Raw genomic sequence first — 18409 nt, 5'->3', positions numbered from 1 at the left:
TCACGGGCGGGTGGTGTCAGGCGTCCGGTAGGAGCTTGGCGGCGAGGGTGCGGGCCGTGGCGGTCAGGGTGTCGATGTCCAGCCCCGTGCGCCCCATGAACACCAGGCCCTGCTGTGCGGCGAGCAGCGCCCGCGCCGTCTCGACCGGGTCGACGTCGCGCGGCAGGTCGCCCTCGTCCTGGGCCCGTCCGACGCTCTCGGCGACCACTGCGGTCGTCGCCTCGTAGGTGCGCCGCGCCTCGGCGAGGACGTCGGGGTCGCTGGTGGCGAGTTCGTACGTGCTGTTGGCCATGAGGCAGCCGCGCCGGGCGGCAGCACCACCCGGGTCGTTCACCGGCGCCATGACGAACGCGCGCAGCGCGTCCAGGGCGCGGGGAGCGGAGGTGAGCATCTCGCGCAGGTAGCCGCCGCTGGTGTCGGTGTATTCCCGCAGCGCCCGCAGGAACAGCCGGTGCTTGTCGCCGAAGGCGCCGTAGAGGCTGCCCTTGCCCAGCCCGCTGACGCGCACCAGGTCTTCCAGTGAGGTCGCCGCGTAGCCGGCGTCCCAGAACTGGTCCCGGACCGCGCGGATCACCTGCTCCTCGTCGAACTGCCGTGGCCTCGCCATGTGACAAGCGTAGCAATTATTGACCGTACGGTCCACCAAACCTATGATGGACCGAGCAGTCAATAACTAGGTCACTGGAGGATCAACCCATGGCACAGCCTCTTGCGGGCAAGGTCGCCCTCGTCACCGGCGGTTCCCGCGGTCTCGGCGCGGCCACGGCCCGCGCTCTGGCCGACGCCGGCGCGGACGTCGCCATCACCTACGTCGGCTCGGCCGACAAGGCCGCCGCGGTAGTGAAGGAGGTGGAGGGTCGGGGGGTACGCGCCCTCGCCCTGCAGAACGACCAGGCGGACAGCTCCCGCGCCCCGCAGCTGATCAACGACGTCGTCACTCAGTTCGGCGGCCTGGACATCCTGGTCAACAACGCCGCGATCTCCCTGGAGCAGGGCAGGACTGTCGACGACCCGGACGTCGACGTGGCAATCCTGGACCGCATGCACGCCACCAACTACACAGGCGTCATCGCGATCATCCGCGCCGCGGCGAAGGTGCTGCGCGACAACGGCCGGATCGTCAACATCGGTTCGGGAATCGGAACCCGTGTCGGGGTGCCCGGTCTCGCCGACTACGCCGCGACCAAGGCCGGACTGGTCGGCTACACCCGGGGCGTCGCCCGTGACCTGGCACCGCGCGGCATCACCGTGAACATGGTGCAGGCTGGGCTGATGCTGACCGGGATGGAGCCGCCGTCCCCGGAGATGCTCAAGGGCATGGTGTCCAGCCTCGCGATCCAACGGGTCAGCGAGCCCGCCGAGACCGCCACGGCCATCGCGTTCCTGGCCAGCCCCGCGGCCTCGTACATCACCGGTGCCGTGCTTGACTCCAACGGGGGATACACCGCCTGAGCCCCGCCCCTCCGCAGCCCCGTCGGGAGACACCAACGATGACAGCCGCCACCTTCCGTGCCCTGCACCACGACCGTGCCGCCGGTGACCCGCTCGTCCTGCCGGGCCCTTGGGACGCGGCCAGCGCCCGGGTGCTGGCCGACGCCGGTTACCCGGCGCTCGCGACCCCGAGCGCGGGTGTCGCCGCCTCGCTCGGCTACGAGGACGGCGCGACCCCGCCGGACGAGATGTTCGCGGCGGTCGCGCGCATCGTCCGCGCTGTCTCCGTTCCGGTGTCCGCGGACGTCGAGGGCGGTTACGGCCTCGCCCCTCGCGAGCTGGTCGGGCGGCTGGTGGAGGCCGGCGTGGTCGGCTGCAACCTGGAAGACTCGGAGGGGCACGCCACTCTGAAGGACCCGCAGCGGCACGCGGACTGGCTGGCCGAGGTGCGGGCGGAGGCGGGCGACGCGCTCTTCATCAACGCCCGGGTCGACACGTTCCTGGTCGGGACGGGTGATCCGGCCGACGCGGTGGAACGGGCCCGCCGCTACGTGGCTGCCGGCGCCGACTGCGTCTACCCGATCCTGGCGCCGCTGAAGGTGCTTCCGCAGCTGCGGGAGGGCATCTCCGGGCCGATCAACATGGCCGCCGGACCGGACCGGGAGTCCGTGGCCGAGCTGGGCCGCCACGGCGCGACACGCATCACCTTCGGTCCAGGAATGCAGCGGTACGCGATGGCGTCGATCGGCGACCTCGCGGCCGAGCTGCGCGCCTGAGGCTGCCCGTCACTCACGCGTCAGCGCTGCGGCGCAGCCGCTCGGCCTGGGGTGATCGACTCGGGTTCCTGCAAGTCGGGGTGTCCGGGTTGGATGGATGGCGCGGTTTCCTGAATGCCGAGTCGATCACCGGGGTGGCGTCGGGGATTCTCGGCAGCAACGGCCGAGCCCCCGGCGCACCGTCGTGATGACGGCAGCCGGGGGCTCGGTTGCAGGCGGTCAGGCCTGGTTGCCGTTCGGCAGCACCGCCGCCATCTCCTCGCCGGCGCCGGCGAGCACGCGCGCCTGCTGCGGCCAGCTGGCCAGCCCAGGTGCGGCGCGCAGGCCGGCGGCCCGGATCAGGTCGCGCAGCGCCGGCTCGTCCAACTCGCCGAGCTGACCGTACGTACGCACGCCAGCGTCCTGCAACGCGGCCGCCATCTTCGGCCCGATTCCCTGAATCCGGCGGAAGTCGTCGGCCGGGCCCGTCGGGTCGGCGTCGACGCTGCTGATCGTCGCGTCGGCGGCCGATCGGACCGGAGGGGTCGCGGTGCTGACCGGCCGGACCGGAGGCGTGGCCACCGCCGACCGCTCGGCCTCCGCAGCGTCGACTGCGGACCCGGCCTGCGCCGGCTCGGTGTGCACGGAGTCGGCCTGCGCCGGCTCGGCGTACACGGAGTCGGCCTGCGCCGGCTCGGCCGTCGTGGCCTTGGTCTCCGCATCGTCGGCCGCGCCGACGGAGGCCGGCGTGCTGTCGGCGGTGGTGGCCGCGACCGGCGCGTCATCGGCGGTCGGGAGGTCGTCCGCGGGCTGGCGGGGAGCGACCACGGCCGCCGGGGCAGGCTGCTCGTCGACCATGACCGGCTCGGGGGCCGCTTCCTGCCGCAGCTCCTCAGCGTCGGACTGCTCGGTCACCGGTACCGGCGGCGGGTCCTCGGTCAGCGCCATGTCCGCCGGGTCGACCGTGCTCGGGGCGTCCGCCGGCACGGGCACCGGCGTGGAACCGTCCGGCCCGGTCACCGCGGCTGGCGCGCTGACCGTGTCGACAGGCACCGGCTCGTCGGCGACCGCGGTGGGTGCCGGGTCGACGGCGGCCGCGGGCCGGACCTCGTCGGTGGTGGCAGCCGGCGTGGGCGATTCGATGACGGCCAGGCCGGCGACGGGGTCACCATCCACAATCGAATTGCCCTGTACGCCCCGCCGGCCGCGCAGCAGCCACCCGGCGGCCAGGCCCAGCAACAGTGCCAGTACCAGTATCAGCGAGTGTCCGAAAGACCACGCCACGGCGAACCTCCCTCTCAGCTCGTTGGAAAAGTCACGAGAAAAACTCGCCGCAGCTTCGCACACGCGTATTGCCGGCGAGAGAGAGGATCGGCCGACAGCGTTGCGAATGGGCCGGCCACCTCAGCCGGTGCCCACCGGGTGACACAGCGTCGCTCAATTGCACCAGAACCCGACCCGTCGAGACGAGGACCGGAAAGACCGGGACCCGGCAGGGCCCGGACGCGACGAGACCGAGACCGGGCATGGAACGGACTTCGGCGGGACCGGCCGGGGCGTGAGGGTGCCGGACATGATGCGACCCGGGCCCGGCGCGGAACGCCGAGCCCGGGTCGGGCGATGTGGGGTTCAGTCCCGATCGCCCTCATAGGTGTGGAAGTCGTCGACGAACCGGCGACGGAGCCGTGGTACCCGGCTGGTCACTCCGAAGTAGCCGCGCGCGCCGAGCAACGCGAGCCGACCCACCACCGGCCGGTACATCCGGTCGTCGCCGCTGGTGCCGCTGCGGTTCAACGATTCGGCGACCCGGGCGAAGCCGTACGGCGCCATCACGGCCTCGTAGTCGGCGACCGCCTGGAGCAGCGTCTTGTCGCCGGCAGTGGCGCGGCTGAGCTGTGCGCAGAGCAGGCGGGCATCGCGCAGCGCGGTGTTCGCGCCCACGCCCCGACCGGGGGTCATGGTGTGGATGGCGTCGCCGAGCATGGTGACGGTGCTGCTCTTCCAGGGCGGCACCGGCTCGGACGTGGACACTTTGATCGGTAGGGCGCTGGCCGGGTCCGCGTGGGTCAGCAGTTCTCGTAGGTGCGGGTGCCAGTTCGCAGTGAGGTCCAGAGCGACCTGCACCAGGTCCTCACCGCGGCGTTCCATGATGTCGGTCGGGAACCGGTTTGCCGCACTCCAGATGATCAGGTTGATGTTGTCGGTGGTGGTGTCGTGGGCCAGGCCGGGCCAGTCCCGGAGCACTGCCGCGTCGGGCTCGCTGACACCGGGCTTGATCCTGCGTTCGGCGTCCCACTTGAACTCCATGACGTGCAGCACGCCCATCATCCCGCCGACGCCGAAGATCAGTGAGATGCCCTGCTGGACCCGCTCCGGAATGAGACCGCTGGTGTGCGGGGTCAGCGGGATCCGGGTGGCGATGTTGATCGTCCCGGCGTCACGGGTGACGGCGTGCGGCAGGTACTGGCGACGTACGGCGGAGTGGGTGCCGTCGGCAGCCACCAGCAGGTTGCCGGTGGCGCTGGTGCCGTCGGCGAAGTGCGCTGTGACAGTGCCGTCGTCGCGCTGCTCGTACCGGGTGAAGGTCTTGTCGAAGTGCACCGCGTCCTCCAGACCGGTCAGCAGGACCTGCCGCAACACCATCCGGGCCACCGAGTGTTCGGTGTGTACCGGGTCGGCGTTCGGCCGCAGTGCGAACGACGCGGTCTGGCGGAGCCCCTGGGTGACGACGTTGAAGTAGTGCGGCGGCCGGGCGCAGGTGGCCAGGAAGGTGGCGAACAGCTCCGGGGGCAGACACTCCCGCAGCGCCCGGCTACCGGTGGGGCCGATGCCGACCCGGTAGCCGAGCAGCCCTTCGGCGCGGTCGCGGTGCCGTTCGTAGACGGCGACGCTGATCCCGGCACGGCGCAGGCCGTGCGCCAGGCACAGCCCGCCCGTGCCCGCGCCGATGATCAGGACGTGCGGCGGCGCGGCGGACATGTCAGCCGGCCGGGTGCGCGGCGGGCGCCTCGGTAACGGCCGGGCGCGGAGCGGGCGCCTCGGTGCCGGCCGGGCGCGCGGCGGGCGCCTCGGCCGCGTCCCACCGGTAGAAGCAGCCGGCGATCGCGTCCCGGGGGGAACGCCAGGTCGGCAGGTACGGCGACGTGTGCGCGGAGAGCCGCTCGTTGACCTGTCGGAAGAGTGGGTGGTTGCGGGCCGCCGCGAGCGCGTCCGGGTCGACGTCGTCCGAGGTCTCCAGCAGGTGTACGCACAGGTCGTGCAGGCAGTACAGGGATCGGTGCGTGACACCGGTCAGGCTGGGCAGTTCGGTGGCGTCGGACTCGGCGAATATCTGCGCGACCCGCCCCTCCGCTCCCGGGATGATCCGGCTGACGATCAGTAGACGACTCATGGGACCCCTTCCGCCGGTGGCCTGCCCAGCCCCTCGGGGGCCGGTGCCACGTGCTCTGTGCGCCCACCGTGCCGCAGTGCCTGTCACATCACCGTCACGTACGCCGACCGGACGGTGACGGGCACCGCCGTCACGTACGCCGGGCGGCGGGTGACGGGCGGTCGGCGATGGCCTCGCGGCTGGCCTGGCGGATCGGGGCGAGGGTGTCGTCGAGCAGGGCGCTCATGGCGGGGCTCGGCTCCAGCCGCAGCTCCCGGCGCAACAGGTCCCGGTAGACGTAGAACGCGTGCACGGCTTCGAAGGCGTTGCCCTCGGCCAGGTGGATGCGGACCACCAGTCGGTGTGGTGTCTCCCGTAACGGCTCGGCGGCCATCGCCTCCAACGCTGCTTCGAGGGCCTCGCCGTGCCGTCCCGCGGCCAGGTGGTGCCCGGCCACCTGCTCCAGCATGTGCAGGCGGAGTTGGCGCAGGCGTTCCCGGTCCAGCAGCACCCAGTCGTCGTACCAGCCGGGGAGGAGGTCGTGCCGCCCGGCGGCGAGCGCCCCGGCCGCGGTGCGTGGGTCGTCGCCGTCCCGGACCCGGGCCGCGGTGCCGACCAGGTCGTCCACGTCGAGCCGAACCGCCGGGCCGAGGCGTACGGTGTCGCTGGCCACTGTCATCGGGCAGCACGGGTCCTGTCGCAGCCGCCACAGGGCGGTACGCAGGGAGGACAGCGCCCGTTCCTCCGACGCGTCGGGCCAGAGCAGCCCGGCGAGCTGGCTGCGGGTGGCGCCGGGGCGGAGCCCGATCAGCGCGATCACCCGTTGCAGCCCGCGCGGCACCACCACCGGCACCGCCTCGCGGAGGAGTCGGAAACCTCCGAGCAGGTGCAGCGAGACGCCCTCCTCGGGCGGGTCTCCGGCGGTCGGCACGGACGGATCAGCGGCCACGGCGGCACCCCCTGCGGAACGCTCGTCCCGACTGTCTGCTGTGTTCCGGATCGGTTGCCCTCGACGCCACTGTCGACCCCGCCGATCGCGGCGTGGCCGGGCGCGGCCCCGCCCGCCGAGGCCGCTGGGCTGACCACGCTGAAGATTATCAATAACGGTCACGTTGCGTCAACGCCAGCGCGACCCTCCAATTGGCGACAGTCAACCCGAGATCGGTTCTGAACTGCATAAATGTTGGCGCGTTGAGCGCGTTCGGCACATAGCTGATACACAGGTTGCGTCAACGCAGCGTCACCACCCTCCGTCGCTGGACGACCCGGCGCGGTGACGCCGCCGTGACGAGGATCGGCGCATCGTGTCGGCAGTCGTCCAGCGCGTCCGGGGGCCACCCGTCGCCGGCCGGACGCTGTGGGGGGAGGCCCAATATGGACCGTTCGCTGATCATCGCGAAGGTGGATCCGACCGCCGAGGAGCGGGTCGCCGAGATCTTCGCCGAGTCGGACGCGACGGAGCTGCCGCGCCTGGTCGGTGTCCGGCACCGCTCGCTGTACCGACTGCACGACCTCTATGTGCACCTGCTCGAGACCGCGCAGCCGGCGGAGGGCGCGGTGGAGGCCGCTCGTGACCACCCCGAGTTCATCCGGGTCAGTGACCGTCTACGCCCGTACGTGTCGCCGTACCTGTCGACCTGGCGCTCGCCGCGCGACGCCATGGCGCGGTGCTTCTACCGGTTCGACGCCCCGGACGCCGGGCGGCGGTCGTGACGGCCACCGCGCCGCGCCAAGAGCAGCTCTGGTCCCGCTGCGCCGGCTGCGCCAGCCTGCTCTACCGCAAACGGCTGCGCCGCAACCTCGACGTCTGCCCGGAGTGCGGGGAACATGCCCGACTCGGCGCGCCGGAACGCCTGCGCCAACTGGTGGACCCTGGTTCGCTGCGCCTGCTGCCCGACCGGCTGCCGGAGGCGGACCCGCTCGACTTCGTCGACGCGCTGCCGTACCCGCACCGGCTCACCGGCGCGCGGGCCAGCACGGGTCTTGCCGAGGGGGTCGTCTGCGCCACGGCCACCATCGGTGGGCACCCGGTGGCCCTGGCGGTGATGGACTTCCGCTTCCTCGGGGGCAGCCTGGGCTGCGCGGTGGGTGAGCTGATCACCCGGGCGGCCGAACGGGCGCTGGACGACCGGACGCCGCTCGTCCTGATCACCGCCTCCGGCGGGGCGCGGATGCAGGAGGGCGCGCTGTCGTTGATGCAGATGGCGACCGTCAGTCAGGCCATCGCCGCGTTGCGCGAGGCGGGACTGCTCACCGTGAGCGTCCTCACCGACCCGACCTACGGTGGGGTGGCCGCCTCGTTCGCCACCAACACCGATGTGGTGCTCGCCGAGAGTGGCGCGCGGATGGGCTTCGCCGGCCCTCGGGTGATCCGCCAGATCACCGGGCGGGCCCTGCCGGAGGGCTTCCAGACCGCCGACTTCCTGCTCGAACACGGGCAGGTCGACATGGTGGTGCAGCGCCGGTCGCTGCGCGGACGGCTGACGGCGCTGCTCGCCGCGACCCGCGCCGGCCGTCCGGCGCGTCCGGCCGTACCCCGGCAGGAGCCGGCGTCGCACCGCGAGCGCCTCGCCGACGACGGCGCGGTGGTGCCGCAGCCGCCGGACCCGGCGGCCGAGAAAGACGCCGGCACCCCGGCGGTACGCGACGCGTGGGACACCGTCCGGATGGCCCGGCACCCGGGGCGGCCCACCACACTGGACTACCTGGACTCGGTCTTCGACGGGTTCGTGGAGCTGCACGGCGATCGGCTCGGCGCGGACTGCCCGGCCATCGTGGGTGGGGTGGCCCGGTTGGCCGGCCGGCACGTGATGGTCATCGGTCACCAGAAAGGGCACACCACAGCCGAGTTGGTCGCCCGCAACTTCGGCATGGCCAGCCCGGCCGGGCACCGCAAGGCGCTGCGGCTCATGCGCCTCGCGGCACGCCTCGGCCTGCCCGTGGTCACCCTGGTGGACACCCCCGGCGCCGACCCCGGGGTGAGCGCCGAGGAGCATGGCCAGGCGGCGGCCATCGCCGAGAACATCCTCACCCTCACCGTGCTGCCCACGCCCGTGCTCGCGGTGATCACCGGCGAGGGCGGCAGCGGCGGCGCGTTGGCGCTGGCGGTGGCCGACCGGGTGCTGATGCTGGAGAACGCCGTCTACTCGGTGATCAGCCCCGAGGGGTGTGCGGCGATCCTCTGGCCGGACCGGTCCGCGGCGCCGCAGGCCGCCCGCGCCCTGCGACTGACCGCGCCCGACCTGCGCCGGCTCGGGGTGGTCGACGAGGTCGTGCCGGAGCCGTCGAGTGCCGCGCACGACGACCCGGCGGAAACCGCCCACCGGTTGCGCGCCGCTCTGCTGGCCAACCTCCTGCCGCTGCTGGACGTGCCGCCGGCCATGCTGGTCCGCCTGCGCCGGCAACGCTTCCGACGGTTCGGCGCGAACCGCGTCGGCGCTCGGGCGGGCCTGCGATGACCGCCGGTGACCGGGCGCTGTCGACAGTCGACGCGTCAGACGACGTCGGGGTGGACGGCGAGGAGGCGCTGGCCGGGCTACGCCGGCAGGCGCAGCACCTGATCGCCGAGCTGGCCGGACCGGTGCGCCGGATCCGGCTGCGCAGCGGACCGGCCGTGCTGGAGGTCGAGTGGCACCCCGACGACGCGACCCGCCCGGACGTACCGCTGCCCCGGGCCGAGGCGGCACCGACGGCCGGGCCGGTGCCCGGTGCCCCACCTGCTGTGCTGCGGCCGCCGGGGCCCGGGCGCGCCGCGGTGCGGGCACCGATCGTCGGCACCTTCTACCGGGCGCCGGAGCCCGGCGCGCGGCCGTTCGTCGCGGTGGGCGACCTGGTCCGCCCCGGCCAGCCGGTAGCGATCGTCGAGGCGATGAAGCTGATGAACGAGGTGACCGCCGACCGGGCCGGCCGGGTGGCCGCGATCCTCGTCGAGGACGGCCAGTCGGTCGAGTACGACCAGCCGCTCGTCGAACTGGACCCGGCATGACGGCGCGGGGAGGTTGACCATGTTCGAGACCGTGCTCATCGCCAACCGCGGCGAGATCGCACTGCGGGTGCTGCGCGCCTGCAAGGAGCTCGGCGTGCGAACGGCGGTGGTCTACTCCGCCGCCGACGCCGACTCGGCGGCGGTCCGCCTCGCCGACCAGGCCGTCCGGATCGGACCGGCGTCGAGTCGGCGCAGCTACCTCAACGCCGCCGCCATCGTGGAGGCCGCCCGGCAGGTGGGGGCGCAGGCCGTCCACCCAGGCTACGGCTTCCTCTCCGAGGACGCCGACTTCGCCGAGATCTGCGCCGACAACGGGCTGACGTTCATCGGTCCGCCACCGGCGGTGATGGCCGCGCTGGCCGACAAGTCCTCGGCCCGGGCACTGATGAGCCGCGCCGGCCTGCCGCTGTCGCCGGGCAGTGTCGCGCCCGTGCCGACCGCCGCCGCGGCGGCCGAGGTGGCCGACGCCGTCGGCTACCCGGTGATCGTGAAGGCCGCCGCCGGCGGCGGGGGCCGGGGGATGACAGTGGTGCACACACCGGGCGAGCTGCGCCGGGCGTACACCCGTACCCGGGCCGCCGCGCAGGCCGCCTTCGGCGACGACCGGGTGTACGTCGAGCGTTACCTCACCGAGGCGCGACACGTCGAGGTGCAGGTGCTCTGTGACGCCCACGGCAACGGGGTGCACCTGGGCACCCGGGACTGCTCGGTGCAGCGCCGGCACCAGAAGCTGGTCGAGGAGGCGCCCGCGCCGGCGCTGCCCGCCGCCGTTCTCGACACCATCGCCGAGACCGCCCTGCGGGGTGCGCTCCAGGTCGGTTTCGTCGGTGCCGGCACGCTGGAGTTCCTTGTCGACGCCGAGGAGAAGTTCCACTTCCTGGAGATCAACTGTCGGATCCAGGTGGAGCATCCCGTCACCGAGATGGTCACCGGGATCGACCTGGTGCACGAGCAACTGCACATCGCCGCCGGCGTACCGCTGCGGTGGCGGCAGGAGGAGGTCCGCCTGCACGGCGTCGCCGTGGAGTGCCGGGTCAACACCGAGGACCCCGGGCGCGGCTTCGCCCCCACCCCCGGCCGGTTGGAGCGGTTCACCCCACCCGGCGGCCCGTTCACCCGGGTGGACACCCACGCCAGCGCCGGTTACCTGGTCGGCCCCTGGTACGACTCGCTGCTCGCCAAGGTGATCGTCTGGGCGCCCGACCGGGAGTTGGCCCTCAACCGGTTGGAACGTGCCCTGGACGAGTTCGACATCGCCGGTCCGGGCGTGCACACCACGATCCCGTTCGTCCGGCGGGTGCTCGACGACGCCGCATTCCGCAAGGGCCGCTACACCACCGGCCTGGTCGACCGTCTGCTCGCCGCGCCCGCGCCGGGGCCGACGGCCGCCCCCGCACCGCGCACCGCGCCCGCCGCAGATCCCGACGCAACCCACAGGAGGACCCGATGACCGTCACCCATGGTCGCCCGATGACCGCCGAGATCACCGACATCCTGGTGGCACACTGCGGGCTGGACGCCGACGCCGCGGCCCGGGCGCCCGCCGCGTCGCTCGAGGAACTGGGCATGGACTCGCTCGCCCTGCTGGAACTGTCGGCGGTCGTCGCCGACCGCTGGCAGGTGGCCATCCCCGAGCAGGCCGGACAGTTGAGCATCCCGGCGGTGGCCGACCTGGTCGCCCGCCGCGCCGACCCGCCCGGGCACACCGAGAACAGCGTGGTCATCGACGCGCCGCTGGGGCTGGTCTGGGAGGTCACCAACGACGTGGCCAACTGGACCGAGCTGTTCACCGAGTACGCCGTGGTGGAGATCCTGCACCGCGAGGCGCACACGGTCCGGTTCCGCCTCACCATGTACCCCGACGAGAACGGGGTGTCCTGGAGCTGGGTCAGCGAGCGCACCGCCGACCCGGTGAGCAGGCAGGTCCGGGCGCACCGGGTGGAGACCGGGCCGTTCGAGTACATGCGCATCCACTGGCGCTACACCGAGGAGGCCGGTGGCACCCGGATGACCTGGACGCAGGACTTCGCGATGAAGCCGACAGCGCCTGTCGACAACGCCGCGATGACCGAGCGGATCAACACCAACAGCGTGATCCAACTCGCGGTGATCAAGGACCGGGTGGAGCGGATCGCCTGGCAGCGCGCCGACCAGGGCAGCCCGACCGCCAGCGACGCACCGACGGAGGCCGACGATGAGTGACCTGAGCACCCGCCCGATCGCTGCCCGGGACGTACCAGCCGACCGCCGGCGCGGCGGTGAGCTGCGCGTGCTGCTCGGCCCCCGCACCGTCGGCAGCACCTCAGGCTTCCTCGGGGTGGCCACGCTCGATCCGGGGGAGCGGATCGCCGAGCACTACCACCCGTACAGCGAGGAGTTCCTGTACCTGGTTCGGGGCGCGATCACCGTCGACCTGGACGACCAGCCGACGCTGCTGGCCGCCGGCGAGGGGCTGTTCGTACCGGTGAACGTGCGGCACCGGCTGTGCAACACCGGCGTCGAACCGGCCGAGGTGGTCTTCCACCTGGGACCGCTCGCCCCCCGGCCCGAGCTGGGGCACGTCGACACCGAACTGGTCGAACAGCGGGGCGGATCATGACCAGGCGTCGCACTGTGGTGACCGGGATCGGGGTGGTCGCCCCGGGTGGCGCCAGCCGGGACCGTTTCTGGAAGACCATCACCGAGGGGCGGACCGCCACCCGGCGGATCAGTTTCTTCGACCCGTCGGCGTTCCGGTCGCAGATCGCGGCGGAGTGCGACTTCGACCCGGTCGCGGCGGGGCTCAGCGAGGCCGAGCGACGCCGGGCCGACCGGTACGTGCAGTTCGCGCTGGCCTGTTCCGCCGAGGCGGTGGCCGACGCCCAGTTGGTGCTCACCGACGCGGAACGGGACCGGGCCGGGGTGGTGCTGGGCACGGCGGTGGGCGGCACCATGGCGTTGGAGCAGGAGTACGTCACAGTCAGCGAGCACGGCCGACGGTGGCTGGTGGACGGGGCGCGCGGTGGCCCGTACCTCTATCAGGCTCTGGTGCCCAGCAGCCTCGCGGCGGACGTGGCCTGCCGGCACGGGTTGCACGGCCCGGCGCAGGTGGTCTCCACCGGCTGCACCTCGGGCATCGACGCCATCGGGTACGCCCACCAGATGATCGTGGACGGTGAGGCGGACGTGATGCTGGCCGGCGCGTCCGACTCGCCGATTTCGCCGGTCACCGTTGCCTCGTTCGACGCGATCAAGGCGACCAGCCCGGACAACGACGACCCGGCGCACGCCTCCCGCCCGTTCGACGCCGACCGGCACGGGTTCGTGCTGGCCGAGGGCGGGGCGGTGCTGGTGCTTGAGGAGGCCGGGCACGCCCGGCGACGGGGAGCGCACATCTACTGCGAGGTGGCCGGCTACGCCAGCCGCAGCAACGGCTTCCACATGACCGGGCTGCGGCCGGACGGGCTGGAGATGGGCCTCGCCGTCACCGACGCGCTCCGGCAGGGCCGGATCCTGCCCGAGCAGGTCTCCTACATCAGCGCGCACGGGTCGGGCACCCGGCAGAACGACCGGCACGAGACGGCCGCGTTCAAGCGGGCGCTGGGCCAGGCCGCGTACCGGATACCGGTCAGCTCGATCAAGTCGATGGTCGGGCACTCGCTCGGCGCGATCGGGTCGATCGAGATGGCCGCGTGCGCCCTGGCCATCGAGTTCGGTGTGGTGCCACCGACGGCGAACTGGAGCACCCGGGACCCGGAGTGCGACCTGGATTACGTACCCAATGAGGCGCGGGAGGTCCCGGTGGACGTGGCCCTCTCGGTGGGCAGCGGGTTCGGCGGTTTCCAGTCGGCGATGGTGTTCCGTCGGATGGTCGGCGCGGTGGCGGCGTGAGCGAGCGAAGCGGAGTGCTGGCGTGAGCGCCGAGGTCGCTCGCGCCGTGGTGACCGGCATCGGGGTGGTCGCGCCGAGCGGCATCGGCGCCGACGCGCACTGGCGTACCGTCCTCGCCGGCACCCGCCGGACGGGGCCGATCACGTTGTTCGACCCGGCCGGCTATCCGACCCGCTTCGGTGGGGAGGTGCCGGGCTTCACCGCCGACTCCTACGCCGACAGTCGACAGTTGGTGCAGACCGACAGGTGGACGCACCTCGGCTTCGCCGCCACCCGGCTGGCGCTGGCCGACGCCGGCCTGCCCGACCGGGCCCCCGACCCGTACGGCTACGCGGTGACCCTGGCCAGCTCGTCCGGGGGCAACCTGTTCGGTCAGCGGGAACTGCAACGGCTGTGGGGCGGCACGTCGCGCACGGTCGGGGCGTACCAGTCGATCGCCTGGTTCTACGCGGCCAGCGTCGGGCAGCTCTCCATCCACCACCAGTTCAAGGGCCCGAGCGGGGTGCTGGTCGCGGAGTCGGCCGGCGGGCTGGACAGCCTGGCGCACGCCGCCCGCGCGGTGCGCCGGGGCACCCCCGTCGTGATCGCCGGGGCCACCGAGTGCCCGTTGAGCCCGTACGCGCTCGCCTGCCAGTTGCGCTCGGGACTGCTCAGTGACGTCGCCGACCCGGAGCGGGCGTACCGGCCGTTCGACGTCACGGCCAGCGGCTACCTGCCGGCCGAGGGCGGAGCGGTGTTCGTGGTGGAGGAGTTGGGGCACGCCCTGGCCCGGGGCGCCCGGGTCTACGGCGAGGTGAGCGGGTGGGGCTCCACCCACGACGCCGCGCACACCACGGAGCAGAGCAGCGGCGACCCGGTTCAGTACGCGCGGGCGATGCGGTTGGCCCTGGACCGGGCGGGCGTCGCCGCCGCCGGAATCGACGTGGTGCTGCCCGACGCTCTCGGGGTGTCCCGCTACGACCGCAGCGAGGCCGAGGCGTTGCGGGCCGTGTTCGCCGACCGGCCGCCCCCGGTGACCACGCAGAAACCGCTGACCGGTCGGGCGTACCAGGGCGGCTCGGCGTTGGACGTGGCCACCGCGCTGCTCGCCTTCGCCCACGACACGTTGCCCGCGTCGGCGGGACCGGACGAGGTGGCCGAGGGCTGCGAGCTGGACTTCCTGCGCGAGCACCGCCAACCGCGAAACCGACTCGCCCTGATCTGCGCGCGGGGCTTCGACGGGTTCAACAGCGCGCTGGTCCTGCGCGGGGCCGCGCCGATGAGGGGAGAGGCGTCATGAGCGACAAACGAGCCCGGGTGGTCTTTCTGGTGCGGGTGCCGGTGCCGCGCACCGAGCAGTTCCTCGCCGCGTACGAGAAGGTGCGACACCTGGTCGCCGACGGTGTGCCGGGGCACCTGGTCGACCAGGTGTGCCGGTCGTCGACCGATCCGGAGCAGTGGTTGATCACCAGTGAGTGGGCGAGCCTGGCCGACTTCGAAGACTGGGAACGCAGCCCCGAACACCGTGACCTGGTCCGCCCGATGCGGGAGTGCTTCACCGACGCCCGTTCGCTGCGCTTCCACATCCACGCCCAAACCCCCGCCCTGCCCTGACCGCCCCGCCGCCCCCGCCCCGCCGCCCCCGTCGATCATGGAGTTGTGGTGGGGGACAAAGTTTCCTTATGCGGACGACCCAGGCACCACAACTCCATGATCGGACGGGGCTGGCCGGCTTCCACCCCGCGATCTTGCGCGTACTGTCGCGACATAGAGGGCATTCAACGCATTGCAACGACCGGAACTGCAAGATCGGCGCGGTGGGGTGGGGTGGGGTGGGGTGGGCCGATGGCTTGGCTTCGTCCCGGGCGGTGTCCTTCAGGAGCGCGTAGGGTCCTGGAGCCATGAAGGTATTGATCTCGGTGGACCTGGAAGGCATCTCGGGGATCGTGCATCCCGCCGAGACGAACCCGGATCGGTACGACTACGAGCGCGGCCGGGCGCTGATGACGGCCGAGGCGAACGCGGTGATCGCCGGGGTCCTCGATGCCGAACCCGACGCGGTGGTGTGGGTCGCCGACGCGCACGGCACGTTTCGGAACATCCTGCCGGAGGACCTCGACCGGCGCGCTCACCTGGTGCGGGGCAAACCCCGCCCGCTGGGCATGCTCGCGGGGCTGGACGAGCAGACGGATGCCGTTCTGCTCGTCGGCTATCACGCTCGGGCTGGTGCCGGGCCCGCCGTGCTGGCCCACACGATAAGTGACGCCGTCCTCGACGTAAGGGTGGCCTGCCGGTCGCTGGGCGAGATCGGCCTCAACGTTGCCATGGCGGGGCACCTGGACGCGCCCGTCGTCCTGCTCAGCGGAGACGACACCGCCTGCACGGAATTCAGTGAGCTGGTGCCCTCGGCAGTCACCGTCGCCGTCAAGCAGACCCTGGGGCAGGCCGCCGCGGTGGCCCTGCATCCACAGGAAGCGCGGGAGCGGCTGCGCCGCGCCGCCGCCGACGCGATCGCCCGGCGCGCCTCGATTCCCCCGGCGAAGATGGCCGGGCCGTTGGACGTCGAGGTCGACCTGTACGGCCCGTACATGGTCGACCTCGCAACTCTGGTGCCCGGTGTGACCCGCGTCGGCGGCGGCCGGACTGTCGCCTTCCACGCCGCCGACGTCGCCGAGGCGTACCGGCTGGTTCAGCTGCTCGTTCAACTCGCCAGCATCAAACCGAACTAGCACCCGGGAATCGTCGGGCTCGGCCGGTGACCGCGACGCCATCGGCCGTCCGGTTGGTACCGCGCGACGCTTGTACGAGGGGTCATGTCTCGGTGACGCTCCGCCAAGTCGCCCGCTCGATCCTGTCCGCCGAACGGGCTGTCGGCAATCCGGCGGGCCGCTGCTTCTGATCCATCCATTCGCATCTAGCAATGGCCCTGCGGCCGTCGTATGGTTCCCCGCAACACCCCGACAAGCGTACGTGATGGGCGGATTCGCCCTCTTTCATGCTGGGCGGTGAACGGCAGTGACGGCAGAAGATCCTACGGCGACCGACCCCGGCTGGGTGGACGATGTCCTTTTCGCCGGCCACCCGAACGACGTTTGTCTCCGTCTGCCCGAGCCCGTCGACCGGGCCACCCTGCACCGGTTGGTCGCCGCCGCGCAGTACCGGTTGACCGCTGCCGGACTGCGCCCCGGTGGCGCCGCGGCGCTGCGGTTGCCACCGTCGCTGGCGTACGTGGTGAACCTGCTGGCCACCTGGCGCGCCGGGGGGCAGGCGATCCTGCTCGACCACCGGCTCACCGACCACGAGGTGGACCGGGCGCTGGTCCGGTTGACCCCGCAGGTGGTGGTCGCTCCGGTGCGGACCGGTGGCGGCGCGCTGAAGATTTTCGTCGACGTCACCGAGGGCGTCACAGGGTACGCCGACCGTCCGGCGGTCAGCGGCCACGCCGTGATCCAGCTCAGCTCCGGCTCCACCGGCCCGTCCAAGGTGATCGGCCGCACCGCCGCCGACCTGGTCGCCGAGGTGCACCGCTACACCCTGATCGACGGGGTGGCGCTGCCTGGCGAGCGGCTCATACTGCTGCCCTCGATGGTGCACGTGCTCGGCCTGGTCGGTGGCCTGCTCTACGGGCTGCACGCCGGGGTCGAGCTGGTTCCGCCGCAGCGGCTCAGCGGCGACGCGGTGCTGGCCGCGATCAGCTCGGGCACCACACCGGCCACAGTGCTTGGTGTGCCGTTCCATATCGGACTGCTCGCCTCCACCCGCCCGGCTGGTCCACTGCCGCAGCTGCGGCGGATGACCACCGGTGGCGAGCTGGTGCCGGCCGCCGTCGCCCGGGCGTTCACCGATCGCTACGGGGTGCCGCTGGGCAACATGTACGGAATGACCGAGGTCGGGGTGATCGGCACCGACCTGTACGGCGCGCACCGACCGTCGATCGCACCCGCGCCCGGGATCGAGGTCCGCGAGTCCGGCGGTGAGCTGTGGGTGTCCTGCCCGACGTCGCCGTACGTCGGACTGAGCGACCCGACCCGGTGGTCCGACGGCTGGCTGCACACCCGCGACGCCGGCACCGTCGATGAGGACACCGGCCTGGTCACGGTGCGCGGTCGACTCGACTCGCAGGTCTCCGTCGGCGGGATGAAGGTCGACCTGACCGAGGTGGAGGCCACCGTCGCCGAGCTGACCGGGGTGGCCGCCGCCGTGGTGGTCTGGGACGACGGCATCACCGCGTACGTCCAACCCGACGGCCCACTGTCGGAGGAGTCGCTGGACAAGCTCCTCGCCGAGCGGTTGGCCGGCTACAAACGGCCCCGGGCGTTGCACCTGCTCGATCAGTTGCCCCGTACCACCACCGGCAAGCTGGTCCGCTCGACCGACGTGCTGCGCTCGGCGGCCGCCTCGTGACCGGGCCGCTGCACCACCTTGACGTCGACAGGCGCGCTCGCCTGCGCGGCGATCGCCAGGACGAGGCCCCGGCCCAGCCGCGGGTGACCGACCCGCAGGACCTCGGCGCCGGGCACCGGCTGCAACGGCAGCCCCGGCGGCGGCATCAACCGGCGAAGCCCGCCGCCGCGCAACCCCTGCCCGCACGCCTTGCCGACCGCCTCCTTGGCGGTCCACAGCCGCAGGAAGTCCACAGTCCGGCCGGCCTCGGGCCGATCGCCCAACCAGGCCAGCTCGGCGGGCGGGAACCAGCGGCGGGCCAGCGCGAGCGCCGGCAGCGGGCGGATCCGCTCCACGTCCACCCCGACCGCGCCGGCCCGACGGGCGGCGACCACCACCAGCCCGGCGGTGCGGCTGACGCTGACCGCCACCTCGACCTCGTCGGCGCGGACGACCGGCCGTCCTTCGCGGTCGTGCGTCAGCACCACAGCGGTGTCCGCGCGACCGAGCAGCAGGGCACTCGCCCGCCGCACCAGCTCAGCGGACGGGTCCGGCTGACCGCCGGTGTCCTGGCCGACCCACACGTAGACGGTGTCCCGACCGGACACCGTCAGCTGACCCACCTAGAGAGGGTAT

19 protein-coding genes are annotated in these 18409 nt (G+C 72.6%); 13 read left to right on the top strand and 6 right to left on the bottom strand.

The genetic code is table 11. The features are described from left to right. Positions 1 to 16 precede the first annotated feature (16 nt). Positions 17 to 607, bottom strand: a complete 591-nt coding sequence (locus MED01_RS32550; RefSeq protein ID WP_238672285.1) for a TetR/AcrR family transcriptional regulator — start codon at positions 605 to 607, stop codon at positions 17 to 19. A gap of 89 nt (positions 608 to 696) precedes the next feature. Here MED01_RS32550 and MED01_RS32545 point away from each other — a divergent pair, with 89 nt between their 5' ends. Continuing rightward, positions 697 to 1452, top strand: a complete 756-nt coding sequence (locus MED01_RS32545; RefSeq protein WP_238672284.1) for an SDR family oxidoreductase — start codon at positions 697 to 699, stop codon at positions 1450 to 1452. A 38-nt stretch (positions 1453 to 1490) separates the two neighbouring features. Next, complete coding sequence (locus MED01_RS32540) at positions 1491 to 2207, top strand: isocitrate lyase/PEP mutase family protein (RefSeq protein ID WP_238672283.1); 717 nt, start codon at positions 1491 to 1493, stop codon at positions 2205 to 2207. A 219-nt stretch (positions 2208 to 2426) separates the two neighbouring features. Here MED01_RS32540 and MED01_RS32535 read toward each other — a convergent pair whose 3' ends face one another. The 4 genes from MED01_RS32535 to MED01_RS32520 all read right to left on the bottom strand — a co-directional run bounded on the left by MED01_RS32535 (position 2427) and on the right by MED01_RS32520 (position 6505). Further along, entirely contained in the window at positions 2427 to 3470 is a 1044-nt protein-coding gene (locus MED01_RS32535) for a helix-hairpin-helix domain-containing protein (RefSeq protein WP_238672282.1), read from the bottom strand. Between the two features lie 345 nt (positions 3471 to 3815). Further along, complete coding sequence (locus tag MED01_RS32530) at positions 3816 to 5165, bottom strand: FAD-dependent oxidoreductase (RefSeq protein WP_238672281.1); 1350 nt, start codon at positions 5163 to 5165, stop codon at positions 3816 to 3818. Between the two features lies 1 nt (position 5166). Next, a complete protein-coding gene (locus MED01_RS32525; protein ID WP_238672280.1) occupies positions 5167 to 5577 on the bottom strand; it encodes a TcmI family type II polyketide cyclase in 411 nt (136 codons plus the stop codon). A 130-nt stretch (positions 5578 to 5707) separates the two neighbouring features. Then, positions 5708 to 6505 (bottom strand): AfsR/SARP family transcriptional regulator, encoded by a 798-nt coding sequence (locus tag MED01_RS32520; protein WP_238672279.1) that lies wholly within the window; start codon positions 6503 to 6505, stop codon positions 5708 to 5710. Positions 6506 to 6930: 425 nt separating this feature from the next. Between MED01_RS32520 and MED01_RS32515 the strand changes: the two genes are divergently transcribed. The 11 genes from MED01_RS32515 (at position 6931) to MED01_RS32465 (ending at position 17794) form a co-directional block, all read left to right on the top strand. Continuing rightward, entirely contained in the window at positions 6931 to 7269 is a 339-nt protein-coding gene (locus MED01_RS32515) for a TcmI family type II polyketide cyclase (RefSeq protein ID WP_238672278.1), read from the top strand. Then, positions 7266 to 9014 carry an acetyl-CoA carboxylase carboxyltransferase subunit alpha gene (locus MED01_RS32510; protein ID WP_238672277.1) on the top strand — a complete coding sequence of 583 codons (1749 nt, stop codon included), beginning with the start codon at positions 7266 to 7268 and terminating at the stop codon, positions 9012 to 9014. Before MED01_RS32515 ends, MED01_RS32510 begins: the two co-directional genes overlap by 4 nt. Further along, positions 9011 to 9541, top strand: a complete 531-nt coding sequence (locus MED01_RS32505; protein WP_238672276.1) for an acetyl-CoA carboxylase biotin carboxyl carrier protein — start codon at positions 9011 to 9013, stop codon at positions 9539 to 9541. Before MED01_RS32510 ends, MED01_RS32505 begins: the two co-directional genes overlap by 4 nt. 19 nt (positions 9542 to 9560) lie before the next feature. After that, the gene (locus MED01_RS32500; protein ID WP_238672275.1) at positions 9561 to 10991 is read left to right on the top strand and encodes an acetyl-CoA carboxylase biotin carboxylase subunit; all 1431 of its coding nucleotides are present in this window, start codon (positions 9561 to 9563) and stop codon (positions 10989 to 10991) included. Beyond that, positions 10988 to 11743, top strand: coding sequence for an SRPBCC family protein (locus tag MED01_RS32495; protein WP_238672274.1), 756 nt, complete (start codon positions 10988 to 10990; stop codon positions 11741 to 11743). Before MED01_RS32500 ends, MED01_RS32495 begins: the two co-directional genes overlap by 4 nt. After that, entirely contained in the window at positions 11736 to 12140 is a 405-nt protein-coding gene (locus MED01_RS32490; protein WP_238672273.1) for a cupin domain-containing protein, read from the top strand. Before MED01_RS32495 ends, MED01_RS32490 begins: the two co-directional genes overlap by 8 nt. Continuing rightward, a complete protein-coding gene (locus MED01_RS32485; protein WP_238672272.1) occupies positions 12137 to 13411 on the top strand; it encodes a beta-ketoacyl-[acyl-carrier-protein] synthase family protein in 1275 nt (424 codons plus the stop codon). Before MED01_RS32490 ends, MED01_RS32485 begins: the two co-directional genes overlap by 4 nt. A 22-nt stretch (positions 13412 to 13433) precedes the next feature. Continuing rightward, positions 13434 to 14690 (top strand): beta-ketoacyl synthase N-terminal-like domain-containing protein, encoded by a 1257-nt coding sequence (locus MED01_RS32480; protein ID WP_238672271.1) that lies wholly within the window; start codon positions 13434 to 13436, stop codon positions 14688 to 14690. Then, positions 14687 to 15004 (top strand): antibiotic biosynthesis monooxygenase family protein, encoded by a 318-nt coding sequence (locus tag MED01_RS32475; protein ID WP_238672270.1) that lies wholly within the window; start codon positions 14687 to 14689, stop codon positions 15002 to 15004. Before MED01_RS32480 ends, MED01_RS32475 begins: the two co-directional genes overlap by 4 nt. 287 nt (positions 15005 to 15291) lie before the next feature. Further along, on the top strand, positions 15292 to 16119 hold the full coding sequence (locus MED01_RS32470; protein WP_238672269.1) for a M55 family metallopeptidase: 828 nt from the start codon (positions 15292 to 15294) through the stop codon (positions 16117 to 16119). 286 nt (positions 16120 to 16405) lie between these two features. Then, positions 16406 to 17794 carry a class I adenylate-forming enzyme family protein gene (locus MED01_RS32465; protein WP_238672268.1) on the top strand — a complete coding sequence of 463 codons (1389 nt, stop codon included), beginning with the start codon at positions 16406 to 16408 and terminating at the stop codon, positions 17792 to 17794. Here the strand turns inward: MED01_RS32465 and MED01_RS32460 are convergent. Next, positions 17722 to 18396, bottom strand: a complete 675-nt coding sequence (locus MED01_RS32460) for a 4'-phosphopantetheinyl transferase family protein (RefSeq protein WP_238672267.1) — start codon at positions 18394 to 18396, stop codon at positions 17722 to 17724. The two genes, MED01_RS32465 and MED01_RS32460, sit on opposite strands and share 73 nt — an antisense overlap. Between the last annotated feature and the right edge of the window lie 13 nt (positions 18397 to 18409).

The sequence above is a fragment of the Micromonospora alfalfae genome, from assembly GCF_022230925.1.
Taxonomy (GTDB): Bacteria; Actinomycetota; Actinomycetes; order Mycobacteriales; family Micromonosporaceae; genus Micromonospora; species Micromonospora alfalfae.
The sequence above is the reverse complement of the archived record's forward strand: the minus strand, read 5'-3'. Positions and strand labels throughout refer to the sequence as shown.